15 protein-coding genes are annotated in these 15924 nt (G+C 68.0%); 8 read left to right on the top strand and 7 right to left on the bottom strand.

What is annotated here, in order from left to right:
* Positions 1 to 89: 89 nt before the first annotated feature.
* The gene (locus tag EB75_RS25460; protein WP_073698035.1) at positions 90 to 839 is read left to right on the top strand and encodes a sulfite exporter TauE/SafE family protein; all 750 of its coding nucleotides are present in this window, start codon (positions 90 to 92) and stop codon (positions 837 to 839) included.
* On the opposite strand, the gene EB75_RS25455 is transcribed toward EB75_RS25460, so the two are convergent.
* Positions 830 to 1882 carry a phosphotransferase family protein gene (locus EB75_RS25455; RefSeq protein WP_168176122.1) on the bottom strand — a complete coding sequence of 351 codons (1053 nt, stop codon included), beginning with the start codon at positions 1880 to 1882 and terminating at the stop codon, positions 830 to 832. The genes EB75_RS25460 and EB75_RS25455 overlap by 10 nt on opposite strands.
* Before the next feature lie 101 nt (positions 1883 to 1983).
* Here EB75_RS25455 and EB75_RS25450 point away from each other — a divergent pair, with 101 nt between their 5' ends.
* The 5 genes from EB75_RS25450 (at position 1984) to EB75_RS25430 (ending at position 9350) form a co-directional block, all read left to right on the top strand.
* Positions 1984 to 3516, top strand: a complete 1533-nt coding sequence (locus EB75_RS25450; protein WP_073698034.1) for a molybdopterin-dependent oxidoreductase — start codon at positions 1984 to 1986, stop codon at positions 3514 to 3516.
* Between the two features lie 36 nt (positions 3517 to 3552).
* Positions 3553 to 5076, top strand: coding sequence for an ATP-dependent DNA ligase (locus EB75_RS25445; RefSeq protein WP_073698033.1), 1524 nt, complete (start codon positions 3553 to 3555; stop codon positions 5074 to 5076).
* 44 nt (positions 5077 to 5120) lie between these two features.
* A complete protein-coding gene (locus EB75_RS25440) occupies positions 5121 to 7403 on the top strand; it encodes a carbon starvation CstA family protein (RefSeq protein WP_073698049.1) in 2283 nt (760 codons plus the stop codon).
* Positions 7349 to 7540 carry a YbdD/YjiX family protein gene (locus tag EB75_RS25435; protein ID WP_073698032.1) on the top strand — a complete coding sequence of 64 codons (192 nt, stop codon included), beginning with the start codon at positions 7349 to 7351 and terminating at the stop codon, positions 7538 to 7540. Before EB75_RS25440 ends, EB75_RS25435 begins: the two co-directional genes overlap by 55 nt.
* Before the next feature lie 118 nt (positions 7541 to 7658).
* Entirely contained in the window at positions 7659 to 9350 is a 1692-nt protein-coding gene (locus EB75_RS25430; RefSeq protein ID WP_073698031.1) for an acyl-CoA synthetase, read from the top strand.
* A 63-nt stretch (positions 9351 to 9413) separates the two neighbouring features.
* Here the strand turns inward: EB75_RS25430 and EB75_RS25425 are convergent, their stop codons facing one another.
* Both EB75_RS25425 and sigI read right to left on the bottom strand, forming a co-directional pair.
* Positions 9414 to 9782, bottom strand: coding sequence for a SpoIIAA family protein (locus EB75_RS25425; protein WP_073698030.1), 369 nt, complete (start codon positions 9780 to 9782; stop codon positions 9414 to 9416).
* A gap of 31 nt (positions 9783 to 9813) precedes the next feature.
* On the bottom strand, positions 9814 to 10671 hold the full coding sequence (gene sigI, locus EB75_RS25420) for an RNA polymerase sigma factor SigI (protein ID WP_073698029.1): 858 nt from the start codon (positions 10669 to 10671) through the stop codon (positions 9814 to 9816).
* Between the two features lie 91 nt (positions 10672 to 10762).
* Here sigI and EB75_RS25415 point away from each other — a divergent pair, with 91 nt between their 5' ends.
* Both EB75_RS25415 and EB75_RS25410 read left to right on the top strand, forming a co-directional pair.
* Entirely contained in the window at positions 10763 to 11614 is an 852-nt protein-coding gene (locus tag EB75_RS25415) for an NmrA family NAD(P)-binding protein (protein WP_073698028.1), read from the top strand.
* On the top strand, positions 11607 to 12065 hold the full coding sequence (locus EB75_RS25410) for a nitroreductase/quinone reductase family protein (RefSeq protein ID WP_073698027.1): 459 nt from the start codon (positions 11607 to 11609) through the stop codon (positions 12063 to 12065). The genes EB75_RS25415 and EB75_RS25410 overlap by 8 nt, the downstream gene beginning before the upstream one ends.
* A 6-nt stretch (positions 12066 to 12071) precedes the next feature.
* Here the strand turns inward: EB75_RS25410 and EB75_RS25405 are convergent, their stop codons facing one another.
* Genes EB75_RS25405 through fabG form a run of 4 tightly spaced genes read right to left on the bottom strand, consistent with a single transcriptional unit; the run spans position 12072 to position 15899 of the window.
* The gene (locus EB75_RS25405) at positions 12072 to 12755 is read right to left on the bottom strand and encodes a GntR family transcriptional regulator (RefSeq protein ID WP_073698026.1); all 684 of its coding nucleotides are present in this window, start codon (positions 12753 to 12755) and stop codon (positions 12072 to 12074) included.
* Positions 12739 to 13932, bottom strand: a complete 1194-nt coding sequence (locus EB75_RS25400) for an acyl-CoA dehydrogenase family protein (RefSeq protein WP_073698025.1) — start codon at positions 13930 to 13932, stop codon at positions 12739 to 12741. The genes EB75_RS25405 and EB75_RS25400 overlap by 17 nt, the downstream gene beginning before the upstream one ends.
* The gene (locus tag EB75_RS25395; RefSeq protein WP_073698024.1) at positions 13929 to 15152 is read right to left on the bottom strand and encodes an acetyl-CoA C-acetyltransferase; all 1224 of its coding nucleotides are present in this window, start codon (positions 15150 to 15152) and stop codon (positions 13929 to 13931) included. The genes EB75_RS25400 and EB75_RS25395 overlap by 4 nt, the downstream gene beginning before the upstream one ends.
* The gene (gene fabG, locus EB75_RS25390; protein WP_073698023.1) at positions 15153 to 15899 is read right to left on the bottom strand and encodes a 3-oxoacyl-ACP reductase FabG; all 747 of its coding nucleotides are present in this window, start codon (positions 15897 to 15899) and stop codon (positions 15153 to 15155) included. It lies immediately after the preceding gene.
* Positions 15900 to 15924: the final 25 nt, after the last annotated feature.

Raw genomic sequence — 15924 nt, 5'->3', positions numbered from 1 at the left:
ACGACAGTTACTTCCGTGTTTCGTGCACGATTTTCCGCGGTCGGCGCGGATTTTCGTGCACAAATCGCCAGGTTGTAGGGTTTGCCGCGATGAGCTGGCAGCACGCATTACTTCTGCTCGCCGCCGGTGTCGCAGGCGGCCTGACCGGAAGCATCGCGGGCCTGGCGTCCGTCGCGACGTACCCGGCGCTGCTGATGGCGGGGCTGCCGCCGGTGGCGGCCAACGTCACCAACACCGTCGCGCTGACGTTCAACACCATCGGATCGGTGTGGGGTTCGCTCCCCGAACTCGAGGGGATGGGCCGCTGGCTGCGCCGGGTCCTGCCGATGGCGATCCTCGGCGGCGCGGCCGGCGCCGCGCTACTGCTGTCCCTTCCCGCAGAGGGTTTCGAAGACGTGGTGCCGATCCTGCTGGCGCTGTCGAGCCTCACCATCGCGATACCGCAGCGCCGCGGCGCGGACGACGAGCCCGGCCGCTGGCGTTCGGTGCTGATCTCCGTCGCCATCTTCGCGATCTGTTTGTACGGCGGATATTTCGGCGCCGCCGCCGGCGTGATGCTGCTGGCGCTGTTCCTGCACGGCGGCAGTGAATCGCTCGCGCATGCCAACGCCGCCAAGAACGTCGTCCTCGGCGCGGCCAACGGTGTTGCCGGCATTGGCTTCATCGCGCTGGCGCCGGTGCACTGGATTGCCGTGTGGCCGCTCGGCCTGGGTTGCTTGGTCGGCGCCCGGCTCGGTCCGATCGTGGTCCGCCACGCACCCGCGACCCCATTGCGGCTGGCCATTGCGGTGGCCGGTCTGGCACTGGCGGTCAAACTGGGCTACGACGCCTACCGGTAGGCGAACGGGTTGTCGCCCTTGGCAACCCGGACCCCCAGGTGGATCAGCTCGGTCGCCGAGGCGTGCAGCTTCTCCCCCGCCTCCCGGTCGGCTAAACCCGCCAGGAACCGCGACCAGGTGCCCTCGATGACGATGCCCAGCTTGAAGCAGGCCATCGCGATGTACCAGTCGAGGTGCTCGGTGGGCCGGCCGCCCGCAGCGAGGTAGGCATCGAGCAGTTCATCCCGCCCCGCCAGGCCGCCGGCCTCGGCCAGCGCGGCCCCGACGACGATGGCATTGGGCGCGGTCGGCCAGCACACCAGCATCCAGCCCAGGTCCAGCAGCGGGTCGCCGACGGTGCACATCTCCCAGTCGACGAACGCCGCCAGCTCCGGCCGGTCGGGCCGCAGCATGACGTTGTTCAGATGGCAGTCGCCGTGCATGATGCCGGGCTCGCCGTCGGGTGGCCGGTTGTCGGTCAACCAGGTCGCCAGTTGCGCGACCCCGTCCAGCGATTCGGGGTCGTAGTGGTCGTGCCGATAGCTCTGCAGCAGTCCGACGAACTGTGGAACCTGGCGTGCCACAAACGATCCCGGCTTGCGGATGGCCGCAAGTGGGCTGCCCTCCCACGCGACGTTGCCGAGCTGCGCGAGGCTCGCCGCGTACGACAGCCCGACGTCGTGCCGCAGATTCGCATCGGCGGCGTAAGCAGGCGACAACTCCTCGCCGGGGTTGAAGCCGTCGACCTCGGCCATCAGATAGAAGACGACACCGAGCACCGACGGGTCCTCGCAGCCGGCGATGAACGCGGGATGTGGCACCGACGTGCCGGCCACGGTCCGCAGCACGGCGATCTCACGCTGCATGGTCTTGTCACTCGTCGGCCGCGGATGCAGCGGAGGACGGCGCAGCACGACCGGCCGGCCGTCGATGTGCAACCGCACCACGATGTTCTGGGTACCGCCGGTCAGCGGCTCGACGTCGGTGACGTGCTCACCCAGCCCCTCCGCTCGGATCCAGTTCTGGACGATGTCTCGGTCACGATCGGTCAGAGTCGGCTGCATGATGCACCGATTCTGGCCCGACATCAGCGCGGCGGACAGCAATTTCTTACGATCCGTTTTCATTCGGGGCCCGCTCTCCCGGTGCGTCGTACTGTGGCGGTGTGGCACTTCGACTGGACCCGCACCGATCGCTCGCCGGTCTGGCGGCCGCCGCCGTCGCGCTCGGTGTGGCCGCGCTCCTGGCGATTCCGCTTGGGCCGCACGCCGATTCCCGCACCGCAGTCGGATCGGTGGTCATCGACCTGACGCCGGGCCCACTCAAAGAGTGGGCCATCCAGACCTTCGGCACCAACGACAAACTGTTCCTCACCGTAGCGGTGCTCGTGGCCATCGCCGTGATCGCCATGGCCGCAGCACAATTCGAAGATCGGAAGATCGGCAGCATCGCCCTCGGGCTGGCCGGCGTGCTGGGCAGCGCCGCGGTGCTGTCCCGCGCCGGTGCCCGCCCCGTCGACGTCGTCCCGTCGCTCGTCGGCGCGGCGGCCGGCATCGCGGTGCTGCGGCTGCTGGTGTCGGGACGCTTCAGTGCCCCTGAGCCGCGCCCGGACACCGATGCGGCCACCGATCCCGGCCGACGGCAGTCGCTGGCGGCGCTGGGTTTCCTGGCCGCCGGGACCCTGGCCGGCGTGATCGGGACCATCGTGGGCCGTGCGGCGTCGTCGGCCGCGGGCGACCGCAAGGCCTACATTCCGCCGGCCCCCAAGGTCCCCGGCCCGCCGATCCCGCCGGACGTGCAACCCGCCGGCGTGGACCTGGCGCCGTTCATCACCCCGAACGCCGACTTCTACCGCATCGACACGGCACTGTCCGTTCCGCAGGTGCAACGGCAGGACTGGCGGCTGCGGATTCACGGGATGGTCGATCGCGAGGTCACCTTCCGCTTCGACGAACTGTCGCAGTTCGAGGCGATCGACAAGGTGGTGACCCTCACGTGCGTGTCAAACCCGGTGGGCGGCAACCTGATATCGAACGCCACCTGGACGGGCTACCGGGTGCGCGACCTGCTGGCGCGCGCCGGCGTCCACTCCGATGCCGACATGGTGCTGTCCAAGTCCATCGACGGTTTCACCGCGGGCACCCCGGTCGAGGCGCTGACCGACAACCGCGACGCGCTGCTCGCCGTCGCCATGAACGGCGAGCCGCTACCCACCGAACACGGTTACCCGGCGCGGCTGGTGGTGCCCGGCTTGTACGGCTACGTCTCGGCGACCAAATGGCTCGTCGACCTCGAACTCACCAGATTCGATCGGGCCCAGGCCTATTGGACCAGGCTGGGTTGGTCAGCCCATGGCCCCATCAAGACCGAGTCGCGCATCGACGTGCCCCGCGCCGGCTCCGGCGTGCCGATGGGTACGGCGACCTTCGGCGGCGTCGCCTGGGCGCAGCACCGCGGCGTCCGCTCGGTCGAGGTCCGCATCGACGACGGCCCATGGCAGCCGGCCACGCTGGGCGCCGCCTACTCGAACGACACCTGGCGGTTGTGGAGCTACACCTGGCAGGCAGACCAGCCCGGACACCACACCATCACCGTCCGCGCCACCGACAACACCGGCGCGGTCCAGACCTCCGAGGTCGCCGGGGCCGTGCCCGACGGCGCGACGGGCTGGCACTCGGTGTCCTTCACCGTCGCCTGACCGCGCTGTGTCGGACCCCCGTGCCAAGCTGAACTCGTGCTCCTCACCGACGTCGCCACGGCCTCAGCCGAGGTCGGTGCCGCAGCTGCCCGGACGGCGAAGATCGCACGGATCGCGAGCCTGCTCGGTGCCGCCGCCGACGAGCCGGCGACCGTCGCCATCGTCGTCGACTGGTTGTCCGGTGAGCTGCCGCAACGGCAGATCGGAGTCGGCTGGGCAGCCCTGCGCTCGCTGCCGTCGCCGGCCGACGACCCGGCCCTGACCGTCACGGAAGTCCACGCCACCTTCTCGGCCATCAAGGCCGTCGCCGGCCGGGGCTCGGCCGCCGCCCGCACCGCGCTGCTTCACACCCTGTTCGGGGCGGCCACAGAAGGCGAGCAGGCGTTTCTGCGTGGGCTGCTCAGCGGTGGGCTGCGCCAGGGCGCGCTGGCCGGGGTGATGGCCGACGCGGTGGCGAAGGCCGCCAGACTCCCGGCTGCCGACGTGCGCCGCGCCGCCATGCTCAGCGGAGACCTCGCCACGGTGGCGGCGGCCGCAATGGCCGACGGCGCCGACGGCTTGCGGCGCTTCACTCTCACCGTCGGCAGGCCGGTCAGCCCCATGCTCGCCCAGACGGCCATGGATGTCGGTGATGCCCTCGAAAAACTCGGTGGCGCAGCGATATTCGAGACCAAGTTGGACGGGGTGCGGCTGCAGATCCATCGGGCCGGCACCGAGGTGTCGGTCTTCACCCGCAGCCTGGACGACATCACCGCCCGGGTGCCCGACGTGGTGGACGCCGTTCTGGCGCTGCCCGTCACCGACCTCATCGCCGACGCGGAGGCCCTGGCCCTGCGCCCCGACGGGCGGCCGCACCGGTTCCAGGTGACCTCCTCCCGCATCGGCAAGCGCTCCGATGATGGGGCGCAACCGCTTTCGGTGTTCTTCTTTGACATCCTGCACCGCGACGGCACCGACCTGCTGGACCTGCCGGCCGCCCAGCGCCGGGAGGCACTGGACGAGGTGGTGCCCGAACCGCTCCGGGTACGCCGCTGTGTCACCGCCGATTCGGTTGTCGCCCAACAGTTCCTCGACCAGACGCTGGCCGCCGGTCACGAAGGCGTGATGGCCAAGCACCCGGCGTCGCCGTACGAGGCCGGCCGGCGCGGCGCCGGCTGGCTCAAGGTCAAGCCGGTACACACCCTGGATCTGGTGGTGCTTGCGGTCGAGTGGGGTTCCGGGCGGCGCACGGGCAAGCTGTCGAACATCCACCTCGGCGCCCGCGACCCGGCGACCGGCGGATACGTGATGCTGGGCAAGACTTTCAAGGGCATGACCGACGCGATGCTGGACTGGCAGACCGCACGGTTCACCGAACTGGCCGACGGCCCGCTGGACGGCTATGTGGTGAAGCTGCGGCCCGAGCAGGTGGTGGAGATCGCGTTCGACGGCGTGCAGGGCTCGAGCCGTTATCCCGGCGGGATGGCGCTGCGCTTCGCCCGGGTGCTGCGCTACCGGGAAGACAAGCGCGCGGACGACGCGGATACCGTCGATACCGTCCGGTCGCTGTACGAACGCTGAGTGTTACCCGGCTTTTTGGAGCGGCCGGTGACAGGATGTGGGGCATGTCACCAGCCACCGCGCACCCCGACGAGTCCGTCGGTGACGTCACCTATGTGCGTACCGATCCGGACCTGCCGCCGGTCGCGATCATCGACCGCTCGCCCATCACCACTCGCCATCGGGTGATCTTCGGCGTCATCGCGCTGCTCGCCGCCGTGGCGTGGGCCGTGATCGCCTTCGCCCGCGGCGAGACGGTCAACGCGGTGTGGTTCGTCATCGCGGCGATCTGTACCTACGTCATCGGCTACCGGTTCTACGCACGGCTGATCGAGATGAAGATCGTCAAACCCCGCGACGATCACGCCACTCCGGCCGAGCTCCTGGAGAACGACACCGACTACATGCCGACAGACCGTCGGGTCCTGTTCGGCCATCACTTCGCCGCCATCGCCGGCGCCGGCCCGCTCGTCGGACCGGTGCTGGCCATGCAGATGGGTTATCTGCCGGGCACCATCTGGATCATCGTCGGCGCTGTCGTGGCCGGGTGTGTGCAGGACTACCTGGTGCTGGTCATCTCGACGCGGCGGCGTGGGCGGTCCCTCGGCCAGATGGCACGCGACGAACTCGGCCCCATCGGCGGCGTGGCCGCGATCGTCGCGGTGCTGGTGATCATGGTGATCCTGCTGGCGGTGCTGGCGCTCGTGGTGGTCAACGCGCTGGCGGAAAGCCCGTGGGGCGTGTTCTCCATCGCGATGACCATTCCGATCGCGATCTTCATGGGGCTGTATCTGCGGTACCTGCGGCCCGGCCGGGTGTCCGAGGTGACGCTGATCGGCGTCGCGCTGCTGCTGCTTGCGGTGATCTCCGGCGGCTGGGTTGCTGAAACCTCCTGGGGTGCAGACTGGTTCACGCTGTCCAAGGTGACATTGTCGTGGTGCATCATCGTCTACGGCCTGGCCGCGTCGGTGCTGCCCGTGTGGCTCCTGCTCGCGCCGCGTGACTACCTGTCGACGTTCATGAAGGTCGGCACCATCTCACTGCTGGCGGTCGGCATCCTCATCGCCCACCCGGTCATGTCGGCGCCCGCGGTGTCCCAGTTCGCCACCCGGGCCAACGGCCCGGTGTTCGCCGGAGCGCTGTTCCCCTTCCTGTTCATCACCATCGCGTGCGGCGCGCTGTCGGGATTTCATTCGCTGATCTCGTCGGGCACCACACCGAAGCTGCTGGAGAAGGAAGGGCAGACGCGGCTCATCGGTTACGGCGGCATGCTCACCGAGTCGTTCGTCGCGATCATGGCGCTCATCACGGCGGCAATCCTCAATCAGCACCTGTACTTCGTGATCAACTCTCCGGCCGCGGCGACAGGCAGCAGCGCGGCCACGGCAGCCACCTACGCCAACGGGCTGGGCCTGTCAGGAGCGCCGATCACCCCGGCGCAGATCACCGCCGCGGCCACCGACGTGGGTGAGCACTCGGTCGTCTCCCGCACCGGCGGCGCTCCGACACTGGCGCTGGGCATGTCCGAAGTACTGCACCAGGTGTTCGGCGGCGCGAGCATGAAGGCCTTCTGGTACCACTTCGCGATCATGTTCGAGGCGCTGTTCATCCTGACCACCGTCGATGCCGGCACGCGCGTCGCCCGCTTCATGTTGTCCGACGCCCTGGGCAATCTCGGTGGGCCGCTGCGGAAACTGCGCGATCCCAGCTGGCGCGTCGGCGCCTGGACCTGCAGCCTGCTCGTGGTCGCGGGCTGGGGCAGCATCCTGCTGATGGGCGTCACCGATCCGCTCGGTGGCATCAACACCCTGTTCCCGTTGTTCGGCATCGCCAACCAGCTGCTCGCGGCCATCGCGCTGACAGTCGTCACCGTCGTGGTGGTCAAGAAGGGCCTGCTGAAATGGGCGTGGATTCCGGGACTGCCCCTGTTCTGGGACGCCCTCGTCACCCTCACCGCGTCGTGGCAGAAGATCTTCTCCCACGATCCCAAAATCGGTTACTGGCAACAGCATTCGCAGTATGTCGCGGCCAAGGCCGCCGGTAAGACGACGTTCGGGTCCGCCAAGAACCCCGATCAGATCGACGCCGTCATCCGGAACACGTTCATCCAGGGCACGTTGTCCATCGTGTTCGCCCTCTTGGTTGTCGTCGTCGTTCTCGTGGGCATCATCGTTGCCCTGCAGGCCATTCGCGGCGGCGGCCGACCGCTGACCGAAGATGAGCCGGTGCCGTCACGACGGTTTGCCCCGCGCGGACTTATCGCCACCGACATCGAGAAGGAGGTGCAGAAGGAATGGGACGCGCTACCGAGTTCGCCCGCCAGGCCCGTTGGTACTGGTCATCATTGATGGGCGACAACCACTACGCGAGATACCTGGAACATCGCCGTCGCACGCACCCCGGCGAGCCGGCGCTGACCGAGCGCGAGTACTGGAAGGCCCGGCACCGCGCTGCCGAGGTCAACCCCCAGAGCCGCTGCTGCTGATCACCGGCGTCGACCGCCGTCTATACGACCGCCCGCACAGTGGACGCATACCGCTGCCGGCACCTCACAGGGTGGTACCAAAAGAGACGATCCTCACTCCGTGGTACTAAATGAGTGTATGGACAGATGTCCAGCTGTTCGTCCCACCAGCCTTAGGAGAAATGTGCTGTTCACGGTTTCCGACGTCACCGACGCCGTCGCTGCAGCCATCCCGGACCGGACCCTCGTCATCCAGGGCGACCGTCGCTTCACCTACGCCGAGGTCGTCGCCCGCGCCAACCGCCTCGCCGCCTACCTGCACGCACAGGGCCTTGGCGTGCACACCGAACGTGACCAGCTCGCCGGCCACGAAGTGGGCCAGGACCTGGTCGGCATCTACGCCTACAACGGCCCCGAGTTCGTCGAGTCCCTGCTCGGCGCGTTCCGGGCCCGGGTGGCGCCGTTCAACGTCAACTACCGCTACGTCAAGGCCGAGCTGCAGTACCTGCTCAACGACGCGGGCGCGTCAGCCCTGATCTACCACGCCGCCTTCGCACCGACGCTGGCCGAGGTGCTGCCGGACCTGCCGGACCTCAAGGTGCTCATCCAGATCGCCGACAGCTCCGGCAACGAGCTGCTGCCGGGCGCCGTCGACTACGAGTCCATCGTGACCGCCGACGTCCCGCCGCCTCCGGTGACGCCCTCGCCCGACGACCTGTACGTGCTCTACACCGGTGGCACCACCGGCATGCCCAAGGGTGTGTTGTGGCGCCAGCACGACATCTTCATGGCCTCGTTCGGCGGCCGCAACGCGATGACGGGCGAGCCCGCCCAGTCGGCGCAGGAGATCGTCGACCGCGCATCCGCCGCCGCCGAGATGCGGATGATGATCCTGCCGCCGCTCATGCATGGCGCCGCGCAGTGGGGCGTGATGACGGGCATCAACAACGGCCAGACCATCGTGTTCGCCAAGGACGTCGAGGGCTTCAACGCCAAGGAGATCGTCGAGACCATCGCGCGCGAGAAGATCGCGATCGCGACGGTGGTCGGTGACGCCATGGCCCGGCCGCTCGTCACCGCCATCGAAGAGGCCCTGGCCTCCGGCAGTCACGACCCCAGCTCGCTGGTCGTCGTCGCCAACGGCGGCGCACTGTTCACGCCGGCCGTGAAGGGCCGTCTGGTCGCGGCCCTGCCCAATGCCATGGTGATCGACGGCGTGGGGTCGTCGGAGACCGGCGCCCAGATGTCGCACGTGTCGACCAAGGCCAACGTGTCCAGCGGTACGTTCACCGCCGGTCCGGCCACGCGGATCGTCTCGGAGGACTTCACCGCGCTGCTGGCCCCGGGCCACGAGGGCAACGGCTGGCTGGCCCAGGAAGGCCACGTGCCGCTCGGCTACAAGGGCGACGCCGCCAAGACGGCCAAGACCTTCCCCGTGATCGACGGCATCCGGTACGCGGTGCCGGGCGACCGCGCCCGACTGTTGGAGGGCGGCACCGTCGAGCTGCTCGGCCGCGATTCGGTGACCATCAACTCCGGGGGCGAGAAGATCTTCGCCGAAGAGGTCGAGTCCGCCATCGCCTCGCACCCGTCAGTGGTCGACGTCGTCGTCGCCGGACGCCCGAGCGAGCGCTGGGGCAACGAGGTCGTCGCGGTCGTGGCGCTCGCCGACGGTGCCGAGGCTGACGCCGCCGAACTCATCAAGCACGCCGCGGAATCCATTGCGCGCTACAAGCTGCCAAAGGCCATCGTGTTCCGGCCGACCATCGTCCGCAGCCCCGCGGGCAAGGCCGACTACCGCTGGGCCAAGGAGCAGGCGCTCCAAGACTGAGCCCAACAGACGAATCTGCCCCCTTCCGCCGAAGGGGGCAGCTTTGTCTTGTCGGCGGGCCGATCAGCCGGCAGCCCACTCCTTCGCGCGGTCGAGTTCGTCGAGCCCGAAGATCTGCAGCTCGCCGGGGATCATCCAGGCCACGGCGTGCAGTGTGTGCGCCACCCACGGCTTGTCGGACACCACCGCGATGCGTTTGAACGCCGAATGGTGTTTGAACAGCGCACCGAACCCGACCTTCAGATCCGCGGCCAGTCCACCAGGGCCGAAGCCCTCGTAGTCGGGGTCGATGACCTCGACGATCCGGATCTCGCCGTCGACGACCAGATCGTCCATGGTGGGCTCGAATTCACGGATATCGTCACCGCTCACTCGCCCCGAAACGCGAATGCCGGTCACACCTGCCGGCATGTCTGACAACACTTCGATCATGGCGCCAGCCTACGACCGCGCCTGAAACGATTCACGCCCCGAATCGGGCCGACGGATCCGCGGTCGCCTCGATCTTGGCGATGAGCCCGTCGCGAATCGTCAGGACCACCACCGCGAAAAGCTGCCGGTGCGCGTACGCCAGCAGGACCGGCTGGCCGAGCGGACCGGCGACCACGGTGGTCCCCGGTCCGAGGTACAGCATCAGGTTCTCGGCGACGCGCTGCGGCCCGTGGTTGACGATCGGCGGGATCGGTGGATCGGTGAGCACCGTGCCGACGCCCCACACCGTCGGGTCCAGTACGGCGGCCAGTGCCTGCACGTCACCGCCTGCGCAGGCGGTGATGAACTTCTCGGTGACGAGTTGATGTTCGGTCACTTCGACGTCGTCGGCTCGAACGTCGGTGCCCGCCACCTTGGCCCGGGCCCGACGGGCCAGTTGCCGGCAGGTGCCGACGGGCCGGCCGACGGTCTCGGCGATCGACTCGAACGGGACCTGGAAAACGTCGTGCAGGATGAACGCCACGCGCTCACCGGGACTCAGTTGCCGCAGCACGCGCAACAAGGCCGTCGACACCTCGTCGTCCAGGGTGATCCGGTCGGCGGGGTCCGGCTCACTCGATGCCCGCGGCGGCATCTCGTCCAGCTCGGTCGGCTGTTCCCGGCGCGCCCGTGCCGACCGCACCACGTCGAGACACAACCGGCCGGCCACGGTGGTCAACCACGCGCGGACGTCCTCGATCTCGCCGGGCTGCGTGCGGGACAACCGCAGAAACGCTTCCTGCGCAACGTCTTCGGCGTCGCCGACATCACCCAGCATCTGGTACGCGAGGTTGACCAGATACGGGTGGTGGTGGCGCCAGTCCGCAGTGAATCCGGTGATTTCAGTCATGAGTCAGTGACGATGCAGGGTGGGAAAAAGTTACCGCACCACGCGAACAGCCGGGCCGTAACTTTCCCGGCGGGTACTCCGTCCTTGGTTCATGACCATTCTCATCACCGGGGCCACCGGCAACGTCGGTCGCCCACTCGTCGAGCAGTTGCACGCCGCAGGCATGAAAGTCCGTGCCGTCACCCGTAATCCGTCCCCGCACCTCCCACGGGAGGTCGAGACCGTCGCGTCCGTCCGTGACGGCATGGCCGGAGCAAGCGCGGTGTTTCTCAATTCCCGTGCTCTCGGACCCCACCTGGCGTGGACGGTCGAGGCCGCCAGAGAGTCCGGAGCCAAACTGGTGGCGCTGTCCGCGATGAACGTCGACGAAGACTTCAGCCGGCAGCCCTCGCGCCTGCGGGGCGACCGCAACAAGGAGGTCGAGGAACTCGCGGTCGACTCCGGACTGCCGTGGGTGAGTCTGCGGCCGGCGCTGTTCGCCACCAACTTCATCGGCATGTGGGCAGGCCAACTGCAGGCCGGCGACGTCGTGGCGGGCCCCTACGCGGCCGCGTCCAGTGCACCGATCGTCGAGTCGGACATCGCGGCCGTTGCTGCGCACGCCCTGCTGACCGACGACCTGGACGGCCGCAAGATTCCGTTGACGGGACCACAGTCGCTCACCAACACCGAGCTGCTGGCCATCGTCGGTGCGGTGCTGGGCCGGGATCTGCACTATCAGGAAATCCCCGTCGAAAAGGTCCGCGAGCGGTTCGTCGCCATCGGCTTCCCCGCTGAATTCGGCACCGCCTACACCGCTCTGCTGGCCGAAACAGTCGACACCCCGGCCCCGGTGAGCGGCCAGGTCGAGCGCATCCTGGGCCGCCCCGCACAGACGTTCGCCGACTGGGTTGGTGAGCACCGCGCCGCCTTCACCCCGAGATTGGAGACCAGCCATGTCTGAGCCGCGCACATCGGATCCGCGACCACCGCGCTACCTCAAGCAGATGAACAAAGTCGTTGTCGCCGTTGGGAAGCTCGGCATCCCCGTCGGGCCGGCGATGGTGCTCACCGTGCCCGGCCGCAAGACCGGCACGCCGCGGAGCACCCCGATGACACCGTTCGTCGTCCACGGCGCGATGTACGCCGTGGCCGGCTACCCGGGCGCGCACTGGGCCCTCAACGCCCGTGCGGCCGGCACCGGCACCTTGACGCGGGGACGCAAGTCCCGGCCGGTGAAGATCACCGAGTTGACGGTCGACGAGGCCCGGCCGGTGCTGCGCGAGTTCCCGGTACAAGTGCCCGTCGGCGTGAAGTTCGCGAAGAGTTCCGGCATGGTCACCAAGGGCACGCCCGACGAATTCGAGGCGCTGGCAGGCAGACTCGTCGTCTTCCGGTTCGACCCGGTGGGCTGAACCGGCTCAACCTTCGCGGATCACACCGCGTTCGGAAAGGTGTTCGGTCAACGGCTGGACGCCGACCTCGAAATGCTCGGCCATCGCCGTCCGGGCCGCGTCGCCGTCGCCGGCCTGCAGCGCGGCGATCACGCGGCGGTGGTCCCGCATCGACAAATCCGGCCAGCCCTCGAGCGTGGGGAACACCGACTCGGGAGCGTAACGCGTTATGCCCGACATGAATTGGGTCAGCTTGGGTGAGTCGGCGACGACGTTGATGAGCCGGTGGAATTCGTGGTTGAGCCGCACCATGCGGTCGACGTCGGTGTGCTGGTAGGCCTGCTCCAATTCGTCCTGGATTCGGGTGAGCTCAGCGACCTGGTCGGCGGTGATGTTCGCGGCGGCGCGGGCCGCCAGTTCCCCACCGACGAACGCCTGCACCATGGCCACGTCGGCCACGTCGCGGGCGGTCACCTCCAGCACCATGAAGCCGCGCCGGGGGTGCTGTACCAGCAGCCCCTCGGCGCGCAGGTTCAGCAGCGCCTCCCGTACCGGGGTGACGCTGACGCGGAGTTCGGTGGCCAGTTGGTCCAGCCGCAGGTACTCCCCTGCGCCGAACGTGCCGTTGAAGATCCGCCGGCGGACGTACCGCGCCACGTCATGCGAAAGCTGTGCGGGCGCGGCGAATTCGGGTTCAGATGCGGTATTCATGGAGCAGGTTCCTGCTGATGATGGTCTTCTGGATTTCGCTGGTGCCCTCGCCGATCAACAGGAACGGTGCGTCCCGCATGAGACGCTCGATCTCGTATTCCTTCGAGTAGCCGTAGCCGCCGTGGATCCGGAAACTCTGCTGGGTGACTTCCGAACAGAATTCACTGGCAAGGTATTTGGCCATCCCGGCCGCGACGTCGTTGCGCTCGCCCGAGTCTTTGAGCCGGGCGGCATTGACCATCATCAGATGGGCCGCTTCGACTTTGGTGGCCATCTCGGCGAGCTGGAATGCGATGGCCTGGTGGTCGGCGATCGGCTTGCCGAACGTCTCGCGCTGCTGGGCGTAGCGCACCGCCAGTTCGAAGGCGCGGATCCCCACCCCGCAGGCCCGCGCCGACACGTTGACCCGGCCGACCTCGATACCGTCCATCATCTGGAAGAAGCCCTCGCCGGGCTTGCCGCCCAACACATCGTGGGCGCTCGCGCGGTACCCGTCGAAGATGAGCTCGGTGGTGTCGATGCCCTTGTAGCCCAGCTTGTCGATCTTGCCCGGGATGGTCAGGCCGGGCTTGACCTCACCGAAACCGGTCGGCTTCTCGACCAGGAACGCCGTCAGGTTGCGGTGCGGTTTATCCGCGCCTTCATCGGTTTTCACCAGCGCCGCAACCAGAGTCGAGCTGCCACCGTTGGTCAGCCACATCTTCTGGCCGGTGATCGTGTAACCACCGTCGGAGTCCCGGACGCCCCGGGTGCGGATCGCCGCGACATCGGAACCGAGTTCCGGCTCTGACATCGAGAAGGCGCCGCGCACCTCACCGGTCGCCATCCGGGGCAGGTAGCGCCGCTTCTGTTCGTCGGTGCCGTGCTGGCGGATCATGTACGCGACGATGAAGTGCGTGTTGATGACGCCGGAGATGCTCATCCAGCCGCGCGCCAGTTCCTCGACACACAGCGCATACGTCAGCAGCGACTCCCCGAGGCCGCCGTACTCCTGCGGGATCATCAGGCCGAACAGGCCCATGTCTTTCATCTGATCGACGATGGCCTGAGGGTAGGAGTCCGAGTGTTCCAACTCTTGGGCTACCGGGATGATCTCGCGATCGACAAACTGCCGCACGGTGGCGACGATTTCGCGCTGCACCTCGGTGAGGCCGGCGGTCTGAGCCAGACGAGTCACGCTGCCGCCACCCTTTCGAAGACCGCGGCGAGTCCCTGACCGCCGCCGATACACATGGTTTCCAGTCCGTAGCGGCCGTCCCGCAGATGCAATTCGCGCGCCAGGGTGGCCAGCATCCGGCCACCCGTCGCACCGACGGGATGGCCGAGCGAGATACCCGACCCCCGCACGTTGGTGCGCTCCCAGTCGCTGTCTGTGAACTCCCATTCCCGGGTGCACGCCAACGCCTGGGCCGCGAAGGCCTCGTTGAGCTCGATCACGTCGATGTCGGCAAGGGCCAGCCCGGCTTTCGCGAGCGCCAGCGCGGTGGCCGGCACCGGGCCGATACCCATGACGTTCGGTGGCACCCCGGCCACACCCCACGACACCAGCCGTACCAACGGCTGCAGCCCGAGCTCGGCAGCGCGCCCCGGCGTGGTCACGATGCACATCGAGGCCGCATCGTTCTGGCCGCTCGAATTACCGGCCGTCACGGTGGCATCCGGATCACTCTTGCCCAGAACGGGTTTGAGCTTGCCCAGCGCTTCGACGGTGGTGTCGGCGCGGGGATGCTCGTCGGTGTCGATCACCTGGTCTCCCGCGCGTGAACTCACCGTGACGGGGACGATCTCGTCGGCCAGTACGCCGCTGCGCTGTGCCGCAACAGCTTTCAGGTGCGACCGCACCGCCAGCGCATCCTGTTCGACGCGGGAGATCGCGTACTGCCGGCGCAGGTTCTCGGCGGTCTCCAGCATGCCACCCGGCACCGGGTAGTTCTTACCACCGGCGGTTGTTCGGCCGCGCGCCAGACCGTCATGCACGGTGATGCCGCCCCGGGACCCACCCCACCGCATGTCGGTGGAGTGGAAGGCGACGTTGCTCATCGACTCCGCACCCCCGGCGACAACGAGATCGTTTGCGCCACTGGACACCTGTAGGCAGGCCTGGATGACGGCCTGCAGGCCCGACCCACACCGCCGGTCGACCTGCATACCTGGCACGGTGACCGGCAGGCCGGCGTCGAGCGCCACCACACGGCCGATCGCCGGGGCTTCACTCGACGGATAGCAGTGGCCGAGGATGACGTCCTGCACCGCATCCACCGGAATCCCGGTGCGCTGCAACAGACCCTGCAGCGCCGCGACACCGAGCTCGACGGCGGTCAGCGACGTGAACATGCCGCCGTAGCGGCCGATGGGGGTACGTACCGGCGCGCAGATGACAGGGCTGGTCGTCGCCATCTAGATGTGCCGTCCCCCGGTGATTTCGAGGACGCAACCGGTCATGTACGACGACATGTCCGACGCCAGGAACGTGACCACCGACGCCACCTCACTGGGTTCGGCGGCGCGCCCCATCGGGATCTCGGCCAACTTCTGGTCCCAGATCCGTTGCGGCATGGCCTCGGTCATGGCGGACCGGATCAGACCCGGCTGCACGGCGTTGACACGCACCCCGAGGTGGGCGACTTCCTTGGCAGCTGCCTTGGTCAGGCCGACGATGCCGGCCTTGGCCGCCGAATAGTTGGTCTGACCGATCAGGCCGACCTTGCCCGAGATCGACGAAATGTTGATGATCGCACCGCTTTTCGCCTCTCGCATGACATTCGCGGCCAAGCGGGTGCCGTTCCAACAGCCTTTCAGGTGGACGTCGATGACCTGGTCGAACTGTTCCTCGGTCATCTTGCGCATGGTGGCGTCGCGGGTGATGCCGGCGTTGTTGACCATGACATCGATGGTGCCGCGGCCACCGAACTCGACGGCGGCGTCGACGAGCGCCTGCACGTCGGCGGCGGACGTCACGTCACAGCGCACCGCCTTGGCCACGTCGGAGCCACCGAGTTTGGCGACGGCCGCTTCGGTCGCTTCGAGGTTCAGGTCGCCGATCACGACCCGGGCCCCTTCGGCGATGAAGCGCTCCGCGATCGCGTACCCGATCCCCTGGGCACCGCCGGTGATCACCGCGATACGTCCGTCCAGCAGCGGCATGGTCGTGCACTCCCTCTCGGTCGAC

This window comes from Mycobacterium sp. ST-F2 (assembly GCF_001905655.1).
GTDB lineage: Bacteria > Actinomycetota > Actinomycetes > Mycobacteriales > Mycobacteriaceae > Mycobacterium.
Note: the sequence above shows the minus strand (reverse complement) of the source record. Positions and strands in the feature narration are given on the sequence as shown.